The sequence below is a fragment of the Flavobacterium sp. genome, assembly GCF_043773265.1.
In the GTDB taxonomy this organism is placed as follows: Bacteria; Bacteroidota; Bacteroidia; order Flavobacteriales; family Flavobacteriaceae; genus Flavobacterium.
This window is the reverse complement of the sequence record NZ_JAYVFH010000001.1, coordinates 1-20,085: the sequence shown is the minus strand read 5'-3', so window position 1 is coordinate 20,085 and position 20,085 is coordinate 1. Positions and strand designations below refer to the sequence as shown.

The following is a 20,085-nucleotide window of genomic DNA, read 5'->3' as shown; positions in this document are numbered from 1 at the left end:
TTTTTTTTTTATTTTAGAAAACAAATTAAAGAAATTAGAATAATTTTAAAAATTTCTCTGATTTCTCAAATTTCTCCAATCTGCGTTCCTTTTTTAATTATTCATTTTAGAAAACAAATTAAAGAAATTAGAATAATTTTAAAAATTTCTCTGATTTCTCAAATTTCTCCAATCTTTGTTCCTATATATTTAATAATTATGTAGCTGTAATTTAAAATCAAAAAGACATCGAGAAAACTCAATGCCTTTTATGATATTAAGATAAAATTTATTTCTTTATTAATCCCAAATCAACCAATCGTTCATACAAGAATTCACCTGCAGAAATATCATCGTATTTTTTAGGATTATCAGCATCAATACAATTTTCTAAAACGTCCAATCGCATATCACTAACAGGATGCATAAAAAACGGAATAGAAAAACGTGAAGTTCCCCAAAGTTCTCTTGGCGGATTTACAACTTGATGAATAGTAGATTTTAGTTTATTATTGGTATGACGCGACAACATATCGCCAACATTTATTACCAATTCGTCTGGTTCTGCCATGGCGTCAATCCATTGACCATCATGATTTTGAACCTGCAAACCTTTGCCTTGTGCGCCCATTAAAAGTGTAATCAAATTGATGTCACCATGAGCAGCAGCACGAATGGCATTTTCTGGTTCTTGAGTAATTGGCGGATAATGAATTGGTCTCAAAATAGAGTTTCCTTCTTTACCATAATTATCAAAATAAAATTCGTCTAAACCTAAATGCAAAGCCAAAGCACGCAACACATAAATACCAGTTTTTTCTAGCATTTGATAGGCTTCTTTACCCACTTCGTTAAAACGAGGCAATTCTTTAACTTCTACATTATCAGGATATTCCGCAGCATATTTTGAATCTTTGTCAACATATTGACCAAAGTGCCAAAACTCTTTTAAATCGCCTTCTTTTTTACCTTTGGCGTGTTCTTTACCAAAAGAAACATAACCACGCTGACCTCCAATTCCTGGAATTTCATAACTGTATTTAGTTTCTAATGGAAGTGCGAAGAAATTCCTAATTTCTCCATACAATTCACCCACCAATTTGTCATCCAAAAAATGACCTTTTAATGCTACGAAGCCAATATCTTCGAAAGCTTTTCCGATTTCATTTACAAATTTTTGTTTACGTGTCGGATCATCCGACAGGAAATCACGCAAGTCAACACTAGGAATGTTTTGCATTTACTAAAACTTTTTTGTTAATAACTTACTTTGGAAATACTCCAATCATAGATACAAATGTATGAAAATTTTAATTTGTTTTTATGGAAGTTGTTAACAAAATTGGATTTACAATATTATAATTATTTATAAAATTAATAAGGTTTAATAAAAGTGTAAAATAGAACTGAAATTATTAAAGTAATCAAGAATGAAAGTTTATACACTTTGTTAAATTCATTTTTTATAAAAAAGTATGTAAGCAACCAAATTACTAATCTTAATGGGAAATACCATATAAATTCATTATAACTTATCCAAGGTTTCCAACACGATTTATCTAAAATTAAATCAGAAAAATCAGTTAAAAGTGGTAAAGATATTAAAATTATTACGTACTGATAATTTACACTAGATAATTTATTTTGATTAATTTTTATCAAGAAAATTACAAATAACACAAAGCAAAAATCTATAAAAAATTGATAAAAAATCCTTATTTTTCTGACATTTACTAAATTAAAATTGTTTATTTCGATTTTAAACAAACTAAAAGTATTCCTGCCAAAAAAATAAGAAAATTTTCTATAAAAATATAATAATAAAATTATGTAAACACATAATTTTATTATTTTAATAAATTTATTAATGTAAATCATTAACCAAATTCACTTTAGTCTTATTACTTAAAAGAATTATATCATTTTCTAATTGATTTAGTATAGTTTGATAATCACTATTATTTGAAACTTGTTTTAAATCGTTAATAATAGACAACATATCATTTTTTAATTGCTCAGTAATAATTACTTCATTATTATTAGAATTACTCATTAATTTTTCTAATGAAGTATTTAATTCAGGTAAAGTTGATATCATTTTATAAAGAGTAACTACATTATAATCTGTTTTTTGTACATATGCTGAAAGTGCGTAATAATAATCAATATATTTTTCTCCAATATCGTAATTTGCCATTAAATTATCACGTAAATCATAATAAAGCTGTTCATTAAATATTATATCTGCTGATGACTGACTTATAATTTGTCTTTCAACCATATCGCCTTTTTCATCATTCTTTTCACAAATTGGAGTGTCATTTGTGCAATAAGTACCAGCATCACAAACTTTTCCAGCAGTTTCTTGACAATTTGTACATTCTTTAGGATCAGCAAGTCTTAAAGTAACCCCATTTTTTTTAAATATATTTCTTGATTCATGAATTTTTACTACTTTAAATAGATTAAATTCATTTCTTTGATTTTTTTGTTTTTGGAAAACACCTCTTCTTTATCAAAAAAATTATTTATACCTATAGTAGATTTTAAAAATGAATCAGGAATGTATAAACTTGACAAAAATACTTGATTATTAGTGTCCATAACATTTTCTAATAACGAAAACTTTAGAGTGTATTTATTATTTTCTTTTAGAAAGAACTTATGAACAATATCTTCATTATTATTAAATTCATAAACACTAAATGCTAATATTGCAGATTCGATTATTTCACCAGTATTAATTGGATTTAGTTTGCTGTAGTACGTAGTAAAACCTCTTAATCTTTTAAATTCGACATTAATGATTTTAGAAAGTTTATCAATTTTTAAATATTCCAATTCATTATTATCAAGACTATTGGAATTGAATAGGACATTATACTCTTTGTTATAAACTGTGTTTATTTTAGGTTTGTAAAAATATTCATTTAATTTATTTACATCAACTGAATTTTTAGATTCGTTTTGATTACAAGAATTCAAAACAAAGATTAACAAAAGGAAAGAAATTGATTTTTTCATAATTACTTAAATTTTAAATTTATATTTTTTAAATTATTAATTAAGAATATAATTTATTTACAAATAATAAACTAATACTCATTATTATTTAACAAAAATAATTAAAAAATTGCAAATGTATATACGTAAAACTACGTGATTTTCAATTATTTTATTTTTTTTTAATAATATTAAGGTTTACCGAAATAATGTTAAGTAAGATTATTATTTAAAGTGTAATTAATTCATTATAATTTAGTAGTTATTTTTTTAGTTGTTAAGACTAGAGAAATTGTTAAAACTAAAGAAATTTAAAAATAGTATAATTTGAAAATCTCAGTTATTAGAAAATTAAAGCGATACTTCCTTAGTCAGTATACCAAGTTTATGACTGTTAGTTGGGGTAAAAGTAGTAATTGATATTATTTGTAATTTGCTTTCTATTTTCAAATATTTTTAAAAAACAATTCCACAAAAATAATTGGAGTAACGAAGCTATTTTTTATATTTTTGCAACTTTATAAAATAAACGCAATGAACTTCGACAGAAAAGAATTATCCAATATTCAATTATTAGATTTATATAAAAGATTACTAAAACCAAGACTTATAGAAGAAAAAATGCTTATTCTATTGCGTCAAGGTAAAGTTTCCAAATGGTTTTCGGGCATTGGTCAAGAAGCAATTTCGGTAGGAATTACTGCTGCTTTAGACAAAGATGAATACATTTTGCCAATGCACAGAAACTTAGGTGTTTTTACTGGAAGAGATATTCCGTTGCATCGATTGTTTAGTCAATGGCAAGGAAAAAAATCTGGTTTTACTAAAGGTAGAGACCGAAGTTTTCATTTTGGCACACAAGAATTTAAAATTATTGGAATGATTTCGCATCTTGGTCCACAAATGGGCGTTGCAGATGGAATTGCATTAGCCAATAAATTAATGAAAAACGGAAAAGTAACAGCAGTTTTTACTGGCGAAGGCGCAACAAGTGAAGGTGATTTTCACGAAGCGTTAAACATTGCAGCAGTTTGGGATTTACCGGTTTTATTTGTAATAGAAAATAATGGTTATGGACTTTCAACACCAACTAACGAGCAATATCGTTGCGAAAACCTTGCCGACAAAGGTATTGGTTACGGAATGGAAAGCCACATTATTGACGGAAATAATATCTTAGAAGTTTATACAAAAATTGCCGAATTAAAAGCATCGTTAGCTTTAAATCCAAGACCAATTTTATTGGAATTTAAAACGTTTAGAATGCGTGGTCACGAAGAAGCAAGTGGTACAAAATATGTTCCGCAGGAATTAATGGACGAATGGGCAATTAAAGATCCGATTTCTAATTTTAAAAATTATTTACTTTCCATAAGTGTTCTTTCAGAAGAAATGGATGTTGAATTTAAAGCCAAAATAAAAACAGAAATTGACGAAAATTGGGCAATTACTCAAGCCGAACCAGATTTTGAAGCCAATTTAAGTGAAGAATTAAATGATGTTTACAAAGAGTATCAATTTGAGCATGTTACACATTCTGATGAAGTAGAAAATATTCGTGTAGTTGATGCCATTTCTAACAGTTTGCGTCAATCTATGGAACGCCACGATAACTTAGTTATTTTGGGACAAGATATTGCAGAATATGGTGGAGCATTTAAAATTACCGAAGGTTTTGTTGCCCAATTTGGAAAAGAAAGAGTTAGAAATACACCAATTTGCGAAAGTGCAATCGTTTCTGCCGCAATGGGATTGTCAATAAATGGACAAAAAGCTATTGTTGAAATGCAGTTTGCCGATTTTGTTTCGTCTGGTTTTAATCCGATTGTAAATTTGTTAGCAAAATCACATTATCGTTGGTTAGAAAATGCCGATGTTGTAGTGAGAATGCCTTGTGGTGGCGGAACTCAAGCTGGACCATTTCACTCGCAAACTAATGAAGCTTGGTTTACAAAAACACCTGGCTTAAAAGTAGTTTATCCTGCGTTTCCTTATGATGTAAAAGGTTTGTTGAATACTGCAATTAATGATCCAAATCCTGTGATGTTTTTTGAGCATAAACAACTTTATCGTTCTGTTTATCAAGATGTTCCTAGAGATTATTATACAATTCCGTTTGGAAAAGCATCCTTAATTAAAGAAGGAACTGACGTTACTGTAATTTCGTTTGGCGCTGGAGTTCATTGGGCTTTAGAAACATTAACTAAAAATCCAGAAATCAAAGCTGATTTATTAGATTTAAGAACGTTGCAACCAATGGATACAGAAGCAATTTTGACATCTGTAAAGAAAACTGGGAAATGTATAATTCTGCAAGAAGACACTTTATTTGGTGGAATTTCTAGCGATATTTCTGCATTTATTATGGAAAATGCATTTCAATATTTGGATGCACCTGTAAAACGTGTTGGAAGTTTAGAAAGTCCAATTCCGTTTGTAAAAGCGTTGGAAGATCAGTATTTGCCAAAAGTGAGATTTGAAGAAATTCTAAAAGAATTAGTTGCTTATTAATTATATTTTACCCAACAACCAAAAAATTATTAAGAAAATAATTATTGTACTAATGCAACCTCCACCAAGTTTTTTGGCACTGTATCCTGCGATTAAAGTTTTGAAAAATCCATTCATGATATTTGATTTAGGGTTATAAACTTGATTGAAGAATATAAAATATTTCGTCTGAATCTAAATCATAATCTTCAAAAATTTCAGTATCATTATTTATATTAATGATATTATTTAAATTAGTGTCTAAAGTTTCAAAATTCTCATTTGTATTACTGTTTTCCATTTTTATAGTTTTTTATTTGTTTTTACAAATTTCACTATATTAAATATATTAAAGTTACAGAATTTATTAAAATTATTATATAATTTTAATTTTTTTATAAAGTTTAGAAATATATTCTGATAGTTTATAATCCAAATCTGTTAATTCATTTTTATCGTGAGAAAATAAAGTGATTTCAAGTTGAAAAGCTTTATGAATTTTACAATCTGGATGATGATTTATTTTGTCAGCATATTTTGCGATTTTCAATAAAAATGTTGCCAATTCTGTTTGAGAATTGAATTTGAAATTATTGACTAATTTTCCATTTGTGATTTTCCATTCCATATTTTAGTATTTTCCGTTTAACAATTCGCCACCAATAGCCGATTTTGCTTCAATTCCGAGTTTTTTCATCATTTCATAAGTTGTACAAACTGCTGCAGATGTTACTGGAATTCCGCATTCAGCTTGAATTAAATCAATTGCTTCTAGTGATGGCATTTGCACACAAGCCGAAACTATCAAAACATCTACATCGGTCAAATCCAATTGTTTATAAATTTCTAACAAATTTAAGGGATTTTGAGACGCAACTTCTAAATTATCCGGAATTTCTAACGCAATACTTTCTTTTACTTTTACTCCTTGATGTTCAATGTAATCAACAACCATATCGGTTAATGGTCTCATATAAGGTGTAATAATTGAAATTTGTTTTGCTCCAAGAACTTTTAAACCATTAATTAATGCGCCAGCAGAAGTAACAATTGGAGTAGGGAAGTCATTAGCAATTGTTTCTTGATGTAAATTAACTTCCGATACACAATGATAACCGCGACCCATACTCATAATGGCAACCAAACACGCATAACCCATAACATCAACATGCGCATCAGAAAGTTCTTGAGCACATTTTAAACTCATAGCATCCATTGCTTCGAGTTCTTCTTTGGTTACTTTTTTCATTCGCATACGACTACTATGAAAAGTAAATCGTTCTGGCAAAATGGTTTCTCTAGCTCTAAAAATAGCTGGTATTTCGGTTTCCATCGTGACGTTACTTGATGGAACTATTTGTCCTATTCTAAATTTTCTATTCATTTGTTTAAAGTTTAAAGTTTCAAGTTGATTATAGAAACTTGTTTTTTTATGGCGTTCCCTTTCAGGTCGGGCTTTCCGTTACAATCTTTTTTTACAAAAAAGGATTTTCACTTCACCCGAGGCCATCGGCCGAACTGACCGAAGGTAATCCCTAACGCAATTTATCTTAAATTGAAATTTCTTTCACAGTATTCACAATCGTTCCAATACCTTCCACAGTAGCTTCAATAACATCACCATCATACAACCATTCTTGAGGATTTCTTCCTGCGCCAACTCCTGAAGGTGTTCCTGTTGCGATAATATCTCCTGGTTCTAAAGTGAAAACGGTACTTAAATCTTCTATCAAATCATTAATGTTGAATAATAAAAATTTAGTGTTTGAATTTTGTTTTTCAACGCCATTTACTTTTAAAGATAAATTTAAGTTATGCGGATTTTCGATTTCGTCTTTGGTTACCAAAATTGGTCCCATTGGTGCAAACGTATCCTGTCCTTTAGAAACAATCCATTGTCCTTCACGTCGACAATCACGCGCCGAAATATCATTTATTACAGTATAACCAAAAACATAATCCATTGCATCTGCTTTTGGAACGTACTTTCCTTTTTTGCCAATAACAACCGCTAATTCTACTTCCCAATCCAATTGTTCGGTGAGTTTTGTGTTTTTTATAATTTCGGTATTGGTTGCTGTAACCGTTGTTGGTGGTTTTGAAAAAATGATTGGTTTTTGAGGTAATTTTCCGGTGGTGTCAAGTGTTCGTGCGCTTTCGGCAACGTGTTCGGTGTAGTTTAGACCAATACCAATAATATTTTTTCGTGGTTTTGGAATAGGAGCAAGGAAGGTAACTTCGTCCATTTCGTATGCAATTTCTTCAAAAAGCCCAGCTTCAGTTTCGGAAATCATATCGTTTAGTTCTTCGACTAATTCATAACCCATATCAATTAGTTCCAACATAGTTGATGGCAATGGAAAATTAGATATTTCTCCAAAATCTTCCATATCAATTACTTGATTGTTGTGGATAAATCCTAATCTTGGTTCGGTTTCGTTTGTTTTATATGTTAATAGTTTCATTTTTTTTATTTTGGAGAGACGTTGCAATGCAACGTCTGTATTATTAAAATAGTTTAATTTTGTTAAAATGGTTTTTCAATTAGCCCTGATTGAAGAGAAAATCCTTTTTTCAATTGCTTTGGGTTTAAACCCAAAGCAATTGAAAAAAGATTGAAACGAAAAGCAGGAATATGGATTGCTAAAATGCCCAAGTCATTCGCTTCTAAATAATCTGATTTCCATTATTTTCTTCATAATTTTTCTCTTGATACAATCCCAGTTTTTCCATAACTGGTAAATCGTTGAACGAAAATAAACAGGCATCTTCGTTATCCGATAAATTGTGATGTTCGTGCAAAGCCCAAGATGGAATGCAGAAAATGTCTCTTTCCTTCCAGTCAAATCGTTCTCCATTTATTATAGAAAATCCTTTTCCTTTTGCACATTGATACACGAATGAACCTGTATGTTTGTGTGCTTTTCCTTTAAAACTTGCTGGTAATAATTGAATCGAAGCTCCTAATGTTTGCATTACGTGTCCGCCAGTTATCGGATTGGAATATTGCATTATAATTCCGTCGAAAAGATTTACTGTATTGACTTTTAATGATTCGATTAATGCAGGATAAACAGTTTTCCAAGAATATTTGAATAATGGCGAATAGGGTTTGTTCCAAATAAAATCAGCAGGAATTAATCCCGAAGCACTAAACGAATTGGATAATTGATTGGTTGGTTTTTCTACTTGTTGTTTTCCGTCATAAACTGCATAATCATTAGCTTCTAATGCATTAACTAACGGAATATCCAAACCATCTTGCCAAATACACGTTTTACCATTTACATCGCAACCGTGTTCGTGCCAAGTCGAATTGGGAGTTATTACAAAATCGTTGACTTCAAACGTGATTTTATTTCCGTCAACCACAGTATAACCACCTTCACCTTCCATAATAAATCGCAATGCAGATGCTTTATGCTTGTGAGCAGATGTGCTTTCGCCAGGTTTTGTAACTTGAATTCCTGTGTACAGCCAACCAACCGCTGCTGAAACGTCTTTTCGCTTATCATTTACTAAATATACAACTCTTCTTCCTGCTTGTTCTGGAGTTACGAGTTCGGATGATTTTAAGACTAAATCTCGTAAATCATCGTATTTCCAAAGCATTGGAACAGATGAACTTCTTGGTTCCCAAGGTTCGATATCGTTGGCTACTGTCCATAAGGCACCAGCTCCAAGAGTTTCTAATTCTTTATAGTATGCTTCGAGTTCTGGTGTGTCTTGAACTCTTGCGCGACCAATTTGATTGTCGGAATGTTTTGCTTCCATTTTTTTTAATTTTTGGCTAAAGCCAAATTGATTATTTCATTTTAAGCAATGGGTTGAAACCCATTGCTATTGATGTTGGATTTTTTATTTTTTATTTCAATGGGTTAAAACCCATTATAATTGATATTAAAAAATAAAAATTATACTATTTTATCTAATTGTTTTTCAATTGCCTCCGACTTTAGTCAGAGGAATATTAATGAAGCTAAATTATTCTTCATCATTAAATTTCTGAAATCCAAATTTATCAATCAATTCTTCATATTCCTCTTGAAATGATTTTTTATTATGATGTGCCTCTTGATTTTTAATATAATTCCTTACTTTTTCAATAACAGATTCTGATACTGAAACTGCAAAATATTCGTTCTGCCATTGAAATTTATCTAAAATAAACTTTTGATTATTAAACCAAAATGCTGATTCTCCTTTTATTAATTGCATTATTTTGCAAATAGTTTGTTCTGTTCCCAATGATACCAAACAATGACAATGATCATTATATCCATTTACATAATCAACAAAAATACCTTTTTCAATTGCATTTTCTTTAATATGTTTCCACATTGCTTTTCTTATATCTAAAGTTTCAAGAAATGGAACTCTATTTTTTGTACTCCAAACAAAATGTATATAAACTTTTACAAATGGCATATTTTATTTTTATTAATATATATTAAATGAATGGGTTAAAACCTATTGTAATTGATTTTAAAATTCTATTTTTTTATATTCTTATATTCAATGGGTTAAAACCCATTGCAATTAATCTTATAAAATGAAATGATAATATTTTATCTAATTATTTTTCAATTGCTTATATCTTTAGCAGGTTAAACGCATTGTAATTAATCTATTAAAATGAAATTATAAAATTAAATCAAATTCTGTTTAAATTGCTTCTGGCTTTAGTAAGTTTAACCCATTGTAATTAATCTATTAAAATGAAATTATAAAATTTAATCAAATTCGTTTCAATTGCTTCTGGCTTTAGCCAGAAGAACAATAATTATTATTCAAATTGGGCTTTAGCCAAAATCTATCTCTTATTAAACTCCTCGTGATTGTCAATAAATGTAATATTTCTAGTTGGTGCTGTATTTACGCGTAAATCAAAAATATCAAATCTATTGTAATGTCCTAATATGTCGTGCATTTGCTTTGGTTGGATGCATTTTTCTAAATCGATATCAGCATAAATAATGCCTTCATCATCAATTAATGGTGTTCCAATAACTGCTCCATTTGGTCCTATAAATCCCGAAAATGCTGAGTTTTTTCTAGTCAATAATTCATCAACATTAGGAACATCAGCTCGCAACGCATCTTTTATCTCTTTTGATATTGTTGAACAAGAAACAATGGTAAACAATTTTCCTTCGAATGAATGTGCGCAAGCTCGAATTTTTATAGCTTCTGCCATATCATAATCGGGTGGCGCAACAGGAAGCGAAATATAATTAGCAATATGAATTAATTCGCCTTGCGTTAATAATGTAAAACGTGCTAAAGTATTGGTGTTTTCGCCACAAGCCAACGTTCCGATGGGTCCAATTTCGGTATTATATACTTTTAAAGACGAACCATCGCCTGATGTCCAAGTGAGTTTTTCTGCCCAAGTGGGAACTAGTTTTCGGTGTTTTCCAATTAGAATTCCGTTGTTATCGATGATTAAATTGGTATTGTAAATTTCGCCATAAGAATTTCCTCTTTCGTTTATTCCGATTACGATGTGAATGTTGTTTTCTTTTGCCGCTTGAAATAAGGGTTTCATTACGTCATCTGAAACAGTCACAGCATTTTTGTATAATTGTTCGTACCATTTACTACCTTGAATTGGCGTCATAATCCAATTCCAATACGGATAACCAGCTACAAAAACTTCGGGAAAAGCGATTAATTGTGCTCCGTTTTTACTTGCTTCTTTGATGAAAAAAATCGCTTTGTCTATTGTTTTTTCTACGTTGAGAAAAACAGGTGAGGTTTGAACGGTCGCTGCTTTGAATTTTTTGAATTCCATTTTTGTTTATTTTGGAACACAGATTTGAGAAATTGAAGAAATGAAAATAATCCGCGGAAATTTTTCTAATTTCTTTAATCTGTGTTGATATTATGTTATTAGGTAATTCATAATTTTTTTCTTGATTTCTTCAGAAAAAGGTTCAGCTTTGATGTTATTTCTATCTTCTGCAATGGCAACATTAACTAGTGTAACTTCACCTTCGAGAACAATTTCGTTATTATGATTTTCAAAGCGAAAACCGCAATTAATTGAAGCGCCACCAAGATTGATTACCCATAATTTTTTAGTCAAAACTTCGCCTAAACGAGCTGCCTTTTTGAATTGTACTTTTAAATCGACAGTTGGAATTCCGTTGGTTTCGTGAATTTTAGAAAATGGTCGGTCGAGTGCTTCTTCAAACCAATCCTCAACTAAATCGTTGAGCATTTCTAGAAAACGCGGATAGAAAACAATTCCTGCATAATCAACGTGTTTAAAACGAATTTTTTCTTGTTCTGTAAATGGTTGGTTCATTGTTTTTTCTTTTTTTACCACAAATTACACGAATTACACAAATTATCACTAATTTTTATTAATCTCTTACGATTACTGATAAGCTTAGCCCAGATAGAAGTGGAAATCCTTTTTAAAACCTTTAAGGTTTGGAAAAGATTGCAACGTATAGCTGGAAATAGCTCCTGATTTTTCTAAAACTTTTCAGCACTAGCAATTTTCCAAAAGTACAAAATTTCTTTGGGAACTGTATTTTCATTTAACAAACATCCGTTTTCTAGTTCGGGAAAAGTTTGGGCAAAAGTTTCGGTTACATTGCGTTCAACACGCGTGCTTACTACGTCGCGAGTTACACCATCAGGATGATTGATTCCTGCGGAAGCCATTAATTCAATCGCACTTTTTACGGTTTCGGTTTGATAACGAGCCACACGAACACTTTTTTCTTCAGGAACTAATCCTTTCATTAAATTGGGATCTTGAGTGGCAACGCCTGTTGGACAAGTGTTTGCGTGACATTCAAGTGCTTGAATGCAACCGAGAGCAAACATCATTCCTCGTGCCGAATTACAAACATCGGCACCAATTGACAAGCATCGAATAATATCGAAACCTGAAATTACTTTTCCGCTGGCAATAATTTTAATTTGATTTTTGATTCCGAATCCGTTTAAACAATCGTAGACAAAAGCCAAAGCATCGCGCAAAGGCATTCCAACGTGGTCAGAATATTCTGGTGGTGCTGCACCAGTTCCGCCTTCGCCACCATCAACGGTTATAAAATCGAGATAGGTTTGGGTTTGCACCATTGCTTTACATATTGAAATGAATTCCGATTTATTTCCGATACATATTTTTATTCCGATTGGTTTTCCGCCTGAATTTTCACGTAATAATTTAACAAAATCCATTAGTTCTAACGGATTGGTAAAAGCTGAATGTTTTGGTGGTGAAACGATATCGTTTCCTTTTTCGACCAATCGAATTGCAGCGATTTCATCTGTTACTTTTTCTTTAGGTAAAATTCCGCCGTGACCTGGTTTTGCTCCTTGTGAGAATTTTATTTCGATCATTTTTACATTTTCGAGTGTAGCTCTTTTTATGAATTCGTCTAACGAAAATTTTCCGTCTGGAGTTCGTGTGCTAAAATATCCAGTTCCAATATTCCAAACAACATCACCACCTTCCTGTAAATGATAAGGAGACAATCCACCTTCGCCAGTATTATGAAAAAAACCACCTTGTTTTGCTCCAGCATTTAAGGCAAGAATAGCGTTTTTGCTTAACGAACCAAAACTCATCGCACTGATGTTAAATAAACTTGCATCATAAGGTTTTGAACATTGTGACGAACCAATTTTTACTTTCGGATTATGATCGCTTTCGGCAAACGGAATAGCGTTAATGCTGTGATTTATCCATTCGTAGCCAACTTCATATACGTCTAGTTGTGTTCCAAATGGTTTGGAAGAAGTTTCTTTTTTGCTACGCGAATAAACCAAAGCACGTTGGAGACGATTGAATGGTTTTCCGTCGAGATCGGTTTCAACAAAATATTGACGTATTTCTGGTCCGACAGATTCAAGCACATATCTCATTCGTCCAAGTAATGGAAAGTTTTTTCGGATGGTTTTTTTGGATTGGTACATATCGTACAATCCCATACAAATCAATGGAATGAAAATTAGCAAAAGGATTAAAAATTTCCAATTGATATAGGATAAAATCCCTGTTATTGCTAAAACTGTAATGCTTATTATGATGAATGCTTTTCTCATTTTTTAAAATCTTACTACTTAATTCTTTTATCTTACTACTGTTTTAATTTAAATCGTTGTATTTTTCCTGTTTCGGTTTTTGGCAATTCTTCTACAAAATATAATAGTCGTGGATATTTATAAGGTGCAGCTACTTCTTTAAACCAATCTTGCATTTCTCTTGATAATTTATTGGATGCTTCATTGTAATCTTTCAAAACTACATAGGCACAAACCAACATTCCGCGTTCTTCATCGGGCAAACCAACCACTGCACATTCCAAAATGTCAGGATGTGTCAAAAGTACAGATTCTACTTCAATTGCAGCAATATTATAGCCAGAAGAAATAATCATATCATCGCCACGAGCAACAAACCAAAAATAATCTTCTTCGTCTTGAAGGAAAATATCTCCAGTGATATTCCAACCGTTTTGAACATATTCTAGTTGTTTTTCTTCACGATTTAGATATTTGCAACCTGTGATTCCACGAACAGCCAATCGTCCGATTTGATTTCTTGAAACTTCATTTCCGTTTGAATCGATAATTTTGGCTTCGTAACCAGTAATTGCTTTGCCGGTTGCACCTGGTTTCATATTATTTTCATTTGATGAAATAAAAATATGAAGCATTTCGGTTGCTCCAATTCCGTCAATAATTTTTAAGCCAGTTGCATCAAACCAATCTTGCCAAACTTTTATAGGCAAATTTTCGCCAGCAGAAACACATTTGCGCAAGCTCGAAATATCAAAATCTGTAACTTTGGAAGTAATAACTCGCCAAGCAGTTGGAGCGGTGAAACAAATAGTAACTTTATGATTTTGAATAGCTTTCAATAACAAATCAGGACTTGGTTTTTCTATTAAAAATGTAGAAGCACCAAAATACATCGGAAACAAAACCAATCCGCCCAATCCAAATGTAAAACCAATAGGTGGACTACCTGTAAAAATATCGTTTGGAGTTGGTTGTAATGAATATTGAGGAAATGCTTCGCAAATATTAAGAATATCTTTATGATAATGCGCTGTCATTTTGGGTAAACCTGTTGTTCCAGAAGTAAATCCAATTAAAGCAACACTATCTGATTTGGAATGATAATTAGAAAATGTTTTTGGTTTGGCTTCGCCCAGTTCGCCATTGGCTCGGGTGGCTTGCATTAATTTTTCTAAATCTGAATTTCTGTAAAAGCAAACTTTTTTTAAATAATCGGATTTTACTAAATTTATTTCTTCGGATAAATCACTATCGCAAATGGCGTGAGAGATTTCGGCACAATCTACAATTGTTGTAATTTCTTTGGAACGCAATAAAGGCATCGTTGCAACTACTATTCCTCCAGCTTTTAGAATAGCAAACCAACAAGCAACCATCATAGGATTATTGGCAGAACGTAATAAAACTCGATTTCCAGATTGCAAACCTAAATCATCAACTAAAACGTGTGCAATTTGATTGGCTTTTTCGTATAAATCATTGTATGTCCAAGTTTCAGAAAAAGTTCTAAGACAAATTGTATTTCCGTTTCCATTTATAATATGAATATCCAATAAACGTTCTACACAATTTAGCATTTCTGGATGATTGAATTGTGGAGAATCCAATATATAATTGGGTTGCAAATTTTCACTTGGCAAACTGTCTTGAGCAAAATTATCTTGGTAATGTTTCATAAACTATTCTTTTAATTTTTGAATAGCAGGATTATTTGTAATCGATTTTATTTGAACAATTGCCATTTGATTCAATTTTATCAATCGCTCTTTTTGTGGCAAATTCATTCTTATAAATTCAGCATTCATACTTTCAATATTTGCCAAGACTTATAATTGCTCAATTGTGGCATAATCTCTAATATTCCCATCTGATTTTATGTTTTCATCACGCCATTGTTTAGCTGTTTTTCCAAATAATGCTACATTTAATACATCAGCTTCTGTTGCATAAATTATGCTAGTTTGCTCTTTAGTAATGTTTTCTGGAATAATATGTTCTTTTATTGCATCGGTATGAATGCGATAATTTAATTTTGACAACGTTCTATTTAAATTCCAAGCTAAAGACAATCTTGAATTTTCATCATCTTTTAACCGTTGGAATTCTTTTATTAAATAGAGTTTGAATTCAGCAGAAATCCAAGAAGCAAATTCAAAAGCAATATCTTTGTGAGCATAAGTTCCACCATAACGTCCAGCACTTGAAATAATCCCAATAGAATTTGTTTTCTCAATCCATTGTTTTGAAGATAAAATAAATCCATTACTACCAGCTTCATTTTTAATGTTACGGAATTCAGTAACATTAAAATTTTCATTATGCATTTGCTCCCACAAACCCATAAATTCAATAGTAAATTTTGTGCTTAACCAATGTGCAATTACTAATCCTGTTGCTTCAGAATTTTTTTGTTTTGCAATATCAGTAATTGAGATATAATCGTTATTATTTTGGTTAACAACTGTTATCTCAAAACCTTGCACTTCTATTTTTGACTTTTTGTCTTTCATTTTACTTTTTATTACTCTTCGGTTTCAACGCTTTTTTCATTCCTTCCATTTGTTTTCGTTCAGAAGTTTTTAACGGATATAAATGTGTAATTCCAGCTTTGTATTGGTTTGGAATATCATCAGATTGAAAATTTTCATAAGCTTGAGCATTTCTAACAAAATTTGGATCGAGTAGCAATGGTCTTCCCAAGGCAACCAAATCGGCTTTTCCGTTTAGAATTATAGTGTTAATTTGATCAATATCTTGAATGTAACCAGTTGTTATGGTTGGAATGTGAACCGTATTTCTAATTGCATCCGAAAAAGGAACTTGCCACATTCTGCCAGTTTGTGGTTTTTGATGAGCAACTGTATTTCCGGTTGATACATTAATAATATCAGCACCAGCAGTTTTAAAAGCCGTTGCAATTGTAAAAACTTCTTCTTCTGAAATTCCGTTTTCTGCCCAATCAGAAGCTGAAATTCGCACTGACATTGGTTTCTCTTTTGGAAAAACAGTACGCATTTCGTTAAAAACTCGTAATGGAAATTTTAATCTGTTTTCAATGTTTCCTCCAAATTCGTCAGTTCTTATATTTGTTAAAGGAGATAGGAAAGAAGCTAATAAAAATCCGTGATGCGCTTGCAATTCAATCATATCAAATCCTGCTTTGTTTGCATTTATTGTAGCTTGAACAAATTGAGAAATGATTTCATCCATATCTGACAAGGTCATTTCCTTTGGAATGAGTGAATTTTCGTTAAACCGAATTGGTGAAGCTGAAAGTAATTCCCAACTTGTTCCATCGAATTTTTCTTCCCAAGGAATTTTAGAACATCCTTTTCGACCTGAATGACCTAATTGAATTCCGATTTTTGATTGTGTGTTTTGATGAATAAAATTATTTATTTTTTTCCATTCAACTATTTGATTTTCATTGTAAATACCTGCACAACCTAAAGTTATACGTCCAGTTTCGGAAATTGCTGTCATTTCGGTCAAAATCAATCCTAAACCACCAATGGCTCGAGAAGTATAATGCTGAAAATGCCAATCGTTTATTAATCCATCTTCTGCCGAATATTGACCCATTGGAGACATCACTATTCGGTTTTGAAGTTCTAAATCACGAAGTTTGAATTTTGAAAAAGCTGGCACTTCGACAAGCTCAATGTGACAGTTATTTTTCGAATAAAATTCGTTTAATACTTTATCTGTAAAAGATTTATCCCGAATTTGAAGGTTTTCAAATGTTACTTTTTTAGATCGTGTCATGCAACCAAAAGCAAATTGATAAAACGGATGTTGGTTGTTTCTATCCATATTTTCAAACCAATCTAGCGAAACATTGGCTGCATACTGAATCATTTCGACTGTATTGCGGCGTGATTTTTCGTAATTTTCAAAAGCCAATTGATAATTTGTTGGATTTGCAACAATAGAATCTGATAAAGCAATGGCACTTTCCATTGCCAATTTTGTTCCTGAACCAATAGAATAGTGTGCTGTGGCTTTGGCATCGCCTAATAAAACAATATTATTATGAAACCATTTATCGTTTGTAACGTGAGGAAATTGTCGCCAATGTGATTTATTTGTAATTAAGGAATGACCATCTAATTCAACTTTAAAAATTGCTTCAATTTTAGCAACTGTATCTTGTTCATTTGTTGTTTCAAAACCGTGTTTTTGCCAAGTTTCTTCGCTACATTCAAAAATCCAAGTGCTCATTCCTTCTTGATATTGGTAGGAATGAGCTACAATTAATCCGTGTTCAGTGTTTCTGAAAAAATAAGTAAAAGCATCGAGTGGTTTTGTTGAGCCAAGCCAAACAAATTTGTTTTTTTTAAGCTCAATTTTTGTACCAAATTCCGATTGAAATTGTGTTCTAATTTGGCTTCCAATTCCATCACAAGCCACAATAATATCAGAATCCGAAAATTGAGATAAGTCAGAAACGTCTTTTTCAAAATAAAGATTTACGCCTTCTTCAAGACAGCGTTGTTGCAATAATTGAAGCAATGTTTTACGTGAACATCCACAAAATCCGTTTCCTGAAATAGATACAGTTTGCTCATCACGAGCAATGATAATATCATCCCAATAAGCAAATTTTTCTCTAATTAATTCATAAGATTTTATGTCTTTAGATAAAAACTCACTCAATGTTTCATCCGAAAAAACAACACCAAACCCAAAACTATCATCAGCTTTGTTGCGTTCGTATACGTCAATTTGGCAATTTGGCATTGCCTTTTTGGTTAATATCGAAAAATATAATCCACCTGGACCACCACCAATTATTGTTATTTTCATTTTGTCATTGCGAGGAACGAAGCAATCTCATCCTCATTTTTTTCATTTTTTTAAATAATCAAAACTTCCTTTTCTTAAATTAATTCCGTATTCAAGATATGCTTTTAAACAAGCTAGGAAATTAGACCAACCAAATGTATTTCCGGCTAACCATTTGATTCCTGCTTCATCAATATCTCTACTTTTTTCGGATATGGCAACTAAAGTTGACTTGTTTTCTTTTTCGCTTAATGTAATTTCTACAAAAGACTCTATTTTGGAATTATCCCAATAATAAGAAATGTATTTATTTTTTTCAATTTTGCCAACACGAATAGGACATTCTGATTCAAATTCGGGAAATTTCCAAATTAAATTTTTACCTTCTTCCATTATTCCTGTGCTTTCAGAAATAAAGTAATTTGACATTTTATCGGGATTGATAATGGCTTCAAAAACTTCATTTATTGGTTTTTGAATTTGCATAGCACAATTTATTTCGAGTTTTTCTGGTTTCATAATTAACTTCTTTTTACAGAGAATATTTCTCCTATTTTGGCATAATTAGAACCTGCTAATCTTGAAACAGGTTTGTAATTATCTAAATTTATTTTATAATTATCCAATAAAACTTCATCATCAAAATGCATCATTACAATACGTCCAATAACAACACAAGCACCACCATTATCTTGATTTTCAATAAAATAATGATGAACTAATTCACATTCAAACGAAATTTTTGATTCTTTTACACGTTTTGGTTTTACGATTTCTGAATTAATAGGAGTCACATTAGCTAATATAAATTCATCCACATTCGAAGGAACAGCTTGTGCAGTAATATTCATTTGTTCAACCAAATCTTCGGTAACCAAATTTACAACAAATTGCTTTGTAGCTAAAACATTATTCAAAGTGTCTTTATTTGAATTATTGCTTCGAGCAGTAGAAAACATAAGGTGTGGCGGATCATCTGCGACAGCATTAAAATAAGAAAAAGGAGCCAAATTGTTAATTCCATTTTCGTCAATAGTAGAAATCCACCCAATTGGTCTTGGTATTACAGAACCTGTTAAAAGCTTATAAATTGCAGAATGTTCTAAATCTTTTGGGTCAAATTGCATAATTAATAATCTTAATTACAAATTAATGAAAAATATTTAAAATATTTTTTTTATTATTTATTATTTTCAACAAAATTTAAAAAAAAAATTATATTTGTTTAAATTGCTAACATAAAAGCGAATGGAATTAAGAAAAAAAATTATTTCAATTTTAAGCCAATCCTACAAAACTAGGATAAATAATTTAAATCAAAGTATTGAACTTACAAACAACGTACTTGATTTATGCAAAAATTCAAATTACAATGATTTAAAAGCCAAAGCATTATCGCAATTATCACTATATTATATGATAATTGGTGAGAATGATAAGTCTTCTGATTATTCAAAAGATAGTATTAAAATATTTGAAGAATTAAATAACGAAAAAGGAATTGCTGATGCCAAATACAGCATTGCAAGTGTTTATTATAAAACCAATAATTATCATATTGGATTGGTTTTTTTGATTGATGCCTTAAATATTTATAAAAAATTTAATGATTATCATAATATTTCCAAATGCGAAAAATCTTTAGGTACCGTTTATGAATATTCTGAAGATCAAGAATCGGCTGTTCAATCGTATGAAAATGCTATAACTGCTGCCAAAAAAATTAACGATTTAAATCTAGAGTCCAATGCTTATAATAATTTATCGGGAGTTTATATAAAA

General features: G+C 30.9%; 19 protein-coding genes and 1 pseudogene. 3 read left to right on the top strand and 17 right to left on the bottom strand.

What is annotated here, in order from left to right; genetic code table 11:
- Nucleotides 1–204 (top strand): hypothetical protein (locus ACH2BO_RS00100; protein WP_395042718.1); only part of this gene is annotated, 204 nt, incomplete at its 5' end.
- Nucleotides 205–268: 64 nt separating this feature from the next.
- Here the strand turns inward: ACH2BO_RS00100 and ACH2BO_RS00095 are convergent.
- From ACH2BO_RS00095 to ACH2BO_RS00085, 3 genes are all read right to left on the bottom strand, one after another.
- A complete protein-coding gene (locus ACH2BO_RS00095) occupies nucleotides 269–1,219 on the bottom strand; it encodes an isopenicillin N synthase family dioxygenase (protein WP_395042717.1) in 951 nt (316 codons plus the stop codon).
- A 624-nt stretch (nucleotides 1,220–1,843) separates the two neighbouring features.
- Nucleotides 1,844–2,260: a hypothetical protein gene (locus ACH2BO_RS00090; RefSeq protein WP_395042716.1), complete on the bottom strand. Its 417-nt coding sequence runs from the start codon at nucleotides 2,258–2,260 to the stop codon at nucleotides 1,844–1,846.
- A 170-nt stretch (nucleotides 2,261–2,430) separates the two neighbouring features.
- Nucleotides 2,431–3,003, bottom strand: coding sequence for a hypothetical protein (locus ACH2BO_RS00085; protein WP_395042715.1), 573 nt, complete (start codon nucleotides 3,001–3,003; stop codon nucleotides 2,431–2,433).
- A gap of 513 nt (nucleotides 3,004–3,516) precedes the next feature.
- Between ACH2BO_RS00085 and ACH2BO_RS00080 the strand changes: the two genes are divergently transcribed.
- Nucleotides 3,517–5,493 carry a thiamine pyrophosphate-dependent enzyme gene (locus tag ACH2BO_RS00080; RefSeq protein WP_395042714.1) on the top strand — a complete coding sequence of 659 codons (1,977 nt, stop codon included), beginning with the start codon at nucleotides 3,517–3,519 and terminating at the stop codon, nucleotides 5,491–5,493.
- A 133-nt stretch (nucleotides 5,494–5,626) separates the two neighbouring features.
- Here the strand turns inward: ACH2BO_RS00080 and ACH2BO_RS00075 are convergent, their stop codons facing one another.
- From ACH2BO_RS00075 to ACH2BO_RS00010, 14 genes and pseudogenes are all read right to left on the bottom strand, one after another.
- Nucleotides 5,627–5,773, bottom strand: coding sequence for a hypothetical protein (locus tag ACH2BO_RS00075; protein WP_395042713.1), 147 nt, complete (start codon nucleotides 5,771–5,773; stop codon nucleotides 5,627–5,629).
- A gap of 75 nt (nucleotides 5,774–5,848) precedes the next feature.
- The gene (locus ACH2BO_RS00070; RefSeq protein ID WP_395042712.1) at nucleotides 5,849–6,100 is read right to left on the bottom strand and encodes a 4a-hydroxytetrahydrobiopterin dehydratase; all 252 of its coding nucleotides are present in this window, start codon (nucleotides 6,098–6,100) and stop codon (nucleotides 5,849–5,851) included.
- Between the two features lie 3 nt (nucleotides 6,101–6,103).
- Entirely contained in the window at nucleotides 6,104–6,856 is a 753-nt protein-coding gene (locus ACH2BO_RS00065; protein ID WP_395042711.1) for an Asp/Glu racemase, read from the bottom strand.
- Between the two features lie 166 nt (nucleotides 6,857–7,022).
- Entirely contained in the window at nucleotides 7,023–7,937 is a 915-nt protein-coding gene (locus ACH2BO_RS00060) for a fumarylacetoacetate hydrolase family protein (protein WP_395042710.1), read from the bottom strand.
- A 202-nt stretch (nucleotides 7,938–8,139) separates the two neighbouring features.
- Nucleotides 8,140–9,246 (bottom strand): cupin domain-containing protein, encoded by a 1,107-nt coding sequence (locus ACH2BO_RS00055; RefSeq protein WP_395042709.1) that lies wholly within the window; start codon nucleotides 9,244–9,246, stop codon nucleotides 8,140–8,142.
- Between the two features lie 210 nt (nucleotides 9,247–9,456).
- On the bottom strand, nucleotides 9,457–9,900 hold the full coding sequence (gene tnpA, locus ACH2BO_RS00050; RefSeq protein ID WP_395042708.1) for an IS200/IS605 family transposase: 444 nt from the start codon (nucleotides 9,898–9,900) through the stop codon (nucleotides 9,457–9,459).
- Between the two features lie 385 nt (nucleotides 9,901–10,285).
- The gene (locus ACH2BO_RS00045) at nucleotides 10,286–11,266 is read right to left on the bottom strand and encodes a carbon-nitrogen hydrolase family protein (protein ID WP_395042707.1); all 981 of its coding nucleotides are present in this window, start codon (nucleotides 11,264–11,266) and stop codon (nucleotides 10,286–10,288) included.
- A 90-nt stretch (nucleotides 11,267–11,356) separates the two neighbouring features.
- On the bottom strand, nucleotides 11,357–11,782 hold the full coding sequence (locus ACH2BO_RS00040; protein WP_395042706.1) for an acyl-CoA thioesterase: 426 nt from the start codon (nucleotides 11,780–11,782) through the stop codon (nucleotides 11,357–11,359).
- A 173-nt stretch (nucleotides 11,783–11,955) separates the two neighbouring features.
- Nucleotides 11,956–13,539, bottom strand: coding sequence for an FMN-binding glutamate synthase family protein (locus tag ACH2BO_RS00035; RefSeq protein ID WP_395042705.1), 1,584 nt, complete (start codon nucleotides 13,537–13,539; stop codon nucleotides 11,956–11,958).
- Nucleotides 13,540–13,574: 35 nt separating this feature from the next.
- Nucleotides 13,575–15,194, bottom strand: a complete 1,620-nt coding sequence (locus ACH2BO_RS00030) for an AMP-binding protein (protein ID WP_395042704.1) — start codon at nucleotides 15,192–15,194, stop codon at nucleotides 13,575–13,577.
- Nucleotides 15,195–15,197: 3 nt separating this feature from the next.
- Nucleotides 15,198–16,028 (bottom strand): annotated as a pseudogene (locus ACH2BO_RS00025) (KilA-N domain-containing protein).
- 1 nt (nucleotide 16,029) lies between these two features.
- A complete protein-coding gene (locus ACH2BO_RS00020; RefSeq protein WP_395042703.1) occupies nucleotides 16,030–18,324 on the bottom strand; it encodes an FAD-dependent monooxygenase in 2,295 nt (764 codons plus the stop codon).
- Between the two features lie 42 nt (nucleotides 18,325–18,366).
- Complete coding sequence (locus tag ACH2BO_RS00015) at nucleotides 18,367–18,822, bottom strand: SRPBCC domain-containing protein (RefSeq protein WP_395042702.1); 456 nt, start codon at nucleotides 18,820–18,822, stop codon at nucleotides 18,367–18,369.
- A 2-nt stretch (nucleotides 18,823–18,824) separates the two neighbouring features.
- Entirely contained in the window at nucleotides 18,825–19,430 is a 606-nt protein-coding gene (locus tag ACH2BO_RS00010) for a flavin reductase family protein (protein WP_395042701.1), read from the bottom strand.
- Nucleotides 19,431–19,551: 121 nt separating this feature from the next.
- Here ACH2BO_RS00010 and ACH2BO_RS00005 point away from each other — a divergent pair.
- A partial coding sequence (locus ACH2BO_RS00005) for a tetratricopeptide repeat protein (protein WP_395042700.1) occupies nucleotides 19,552–20,085 on the top strand: 534 nt, incomplete at its 3' end.